The organism is Candidatus Woesearchaeota archaeon, from assembly GCA_026394965.1.
In the GTDB taxonomy this organism is placed as follows: Archaea; Nanobdellota; Nanobdellia; order Woesearchaeales; family 0-14-0-80-44-23; genus JAPLZQ01.
In genome coordinates this window covers 1-3,185 of record JAPLZQ010000001.1, presented here as the reverse complement: position 1 = coordinate 3,185, position 3,185 = coordinate 1, and the positions used below count along the sequence as shown (strand labels likewise).

Annotated in this window: 2 protein-coding genes and 1 pseudogene; all 3 read left to right on the top strand. The window is 44.3% G+C overall.

Annotation, left to right across the window (positions count from 1 at the left end; translation table 11 throughout):
• Window positions 1–116: 116 nt before the first annotated feature.
• Window positions 117–2,021 (top strand): annotated as a pseudogene (gene dnaK / locus NTV63_00015) (molecular chaperone DnaK).
• Window positions 2,022–2,563: 542 nt separating this feature from the next.
• The gene (locus tag NTV63_00010) at window positions 2,564–2,893 is read left to right on the top strand and encodes a hypothetical protein (protein ID MCX6709329.1); all 330 of its coding nucleotides are present in this window, start codon (window positions 2,564–2,566) and stop codon (window positions 2,891–2,893) included.
• A 9-nt stretch (window positions 2,894–2,902) separates the two neighbouring features.
• The coding region (locus tag NTV63_00005) for a DnaJ domain-containing protein (GenBank protein MCX6709328.1) at window positions 2,903–3,185 on the top strand (283 nt) is incomplete at its 3' end.

Here is a 3,185-nt window from a genome sequence, read left to right as displayed (position 1 = left end):
GGCAATTGCCCTGAAGAAATTATGATTGCTTTTTGATTATTTTTTATTGGATTAAATTCAAGTAAAACCGAAAAAAATTGAAAAAATAGGATTGAAATTTAAACGGAGGAATTAAAATGAGCGAAAAAATTATTGGAATTGACTTGGGGACTTCAAACAGCTGCGCTTCTGTCCTGGAAGCGGGAAAGCCGGTAATAATTCCCAGTGCAGAGGGTTCAACAGTAAGCGGAAAGACTGTTCCGAGCGTTGTGGCATTCACAAAAGACGGCGAACTTCTGGTTGGCGAGCCTGCAAGAAGGCAGGCAATCTCAAACCCTGAAAGGACAATTACTGCTTTCAAGAGGAAGATGGGAACTGACTTCAAGTACAAGGTTAACGGCAAGAGCTACACCCCCCAGGAAATCTCAGCATTCCTTCTCCAGAAGATAAAGAAGGATGTAGAGGCGTTCCTCGGAAAGGAAATCAAGAAGGCGGTAATAACAGTTCCCGCGTATTTTGACGACAACCAGAGGCAGGCGACATAGGATGCAGGGACATTTGCGGGGCTTGAGGTTGTGAGGATTGTGAACGAGCCGTCAGCTGCGTGCCTTGCATACGGGCTTGACAAGTCAGACAAGGAGCACACAGTGATTGTTTTTGATTTCGGAGGAGGAACCCTTGATGTAACTGTAATGGAATACGGGCAGGGCGTTTTTGAGGTTAAGTCCACCTCAGGAGACACCCAGCTCGGCGGAACAGACATGGACAAGGTTCTTACAGACTTCATTGTGAAGGAATTCAAGAGGACAGAAGGCGTTGACCTTTCAAAGGACAGCATGGCAATTCAGCGCTTGAAAGAGGCTGCTGAGAAAGCCAAGATTGAGCTTTCAGGAGTGCTTGAGACAGAGATAAACCTTCCTTTCATATCAGCCACAAACGAGGGTCCAAAGCATCTGCTTATGAAAATAAACAGGGCAAAGCTTGAGGAACTCATAAAGCCGATTGTGGACAGGTGCAGAAAGCCGCTTGAGCAGGCAATGGCTGACGGAAAGGTGACAAGAGACAACATTGCAAAGGTAATCCTTGTCGGAGGGCCTACAAGAATGCCTATTGTCCAGAAATTTGTTGAGGACATGGTTGGAAAGAAGATTGAAAGGGGCGTTGACCCTATGGAGTGCGTCTCAATGGGTGCAGCTGTCCAGGGAGGAATCCTTGCAGGGGATGTGAAAGACATTCTCCTTTTGGATGTAACTCCATTGAGCCTGGGAATAGAGACTCTCGGAGGAATCTTCACCAAGCTCATTGACAGGAACACCACAATCCCAACAAAGAAATCCCAGACTTTCACAACTGCATCAGACAGCCAGCCAGCTGTCTCAATCAGGGTTTTCCAGGGCGAGCGCCCAATGGCAGAGGATAACAAGCTCCTCGGAAATTTTGACCTTGTAGGAATCCCTCCTGCCCCAAGGGGAATACCGCAGATTGAGGTAACATTCAACATTGATGCAAACGGGATAATCCATGTCTCTGCAAAGGACAGGGGAACTGGGAAGGAGCAGGCGATAACAATAACTGCCTCAACAAAACTCAATGAAGATGAGATTGAAAGGATGAAGAAAGAGGCTGAAGCCCATGCAGATGAGGACAGCAGGAGAAAGGAGAATGCTGAAGTTCTCAACAATGCAGATTCAGTAATCTACAGCACAGACAAGCTTCTTGATGAGATGAAGGGAAAAGTTGATGATTCCAAGCTTGAAGCGATAAGGGCAAAAGTCAAGGAGTTAAAGGAGCTCAAGGAGAAGGGAAAAGATAAAGATGTCTCGCAGATAAAGGACAAGCTTGATGAAGTCAACAAGCTTCTTCAGGAAGCCTCAACAGAGCTTTACCAGAAGGCAGGTGCAGGACAGCAGGGAGAAAGCGCTTCAGGGCAGGAAGATTCTTCTTCAGGAGAGCAGCAGGAGAATGTGAAAGAGGAGAAGCCCAAGAGCAAGGTTTATGATGCTGACTACAAGGTTAATGATGACAAGAAAAAGAAGAAATAAGTCCGTATTTGACCTCCATGAAGGAATTCCAAGTTTTTTATTTTTTTATGCAGAAAAGCGGCAAAACTCCAATCTTTAGATTGGAGATACGGCCGCTTTTGGCATCCTAAAAATCCGCGATTAAGAGAGCGTCCGGTCAAACTCCGTACTTTAGTGCGGAGTAGGACGCTCTCAGCGGATTTTTATGATTTTTTTTAAAATTATTTAAAATCATTTTAAATTACATTAATGCGTGGAATAATGGGAATTGAATGGGAAGAAGGGAAGAGTGCACTCTATGAAAGCCGATTGATAAGTTCTGATTATCTTTTATCAAAAAATTTAAAAACAGCATGTGAAAATCTTTCTGTTAATTCATCTGATTTTGAATCATCTCGCAGATTATGGGGGATAAACGAAATGAAGATACCAACTACAGGGGAGTGCATGAAACTTTTGAAAAAGGAGCGCGTCCCTGAGAACATAATAAAGCACTCAATTGTTGTTAATGAGATAAGCATGGGCACAACCACGCAAATGTTGCGCACAAGTAACTTTATGATTTGGGCTGTCCTGATGTTGCGCAGTTTAATCTGAAGCATGTCATTAACCTGTCTCCCGGAGAAAAAGACCCTTTCAGCAACTGGGAGGAAAGAATAGTTTACTATTCCGACAAGCTTGTTAACAATTACACGATAGTAAGCATTGATGAGAGGTATGACTACCTTATCAGGAAATACGGAAATAACGAGCCTGAGCGGTGCAGAAGGATTCTATGCACCAAGCAAGCTGTCCTTGAGATTGAGAAGGAGATTCTCTCAAAGGCAGGGTTAAAACCAGGAGACATAAAGAATCTTATCAGAAGCGAAAAGAGCGAGCCGATTTACAAATGATGTGGTTGAATGGCAAAAGATTACTATGAAACCCTCGGAGTGTCAAATACTGCGGGGCAGGACGAGATAAAGCGGGCTTACAAGGAGCTTGCCAAGAAATACCATCCAGACCTCCACAAGGGGGACAAGGACAAGGAGGAGAAGTTTAAGGAGATAAATGAGGCATACAAGGTTCTCTCTGACGACAAGAGCAGGGCTAACTATGACAGGTTCGGCTCATCTGAGTATAATCAGGGCTTCCAGGCAGGGGATTCTGGTTTTGACTTCCGCGGATTTGATTTTTCAGACATAA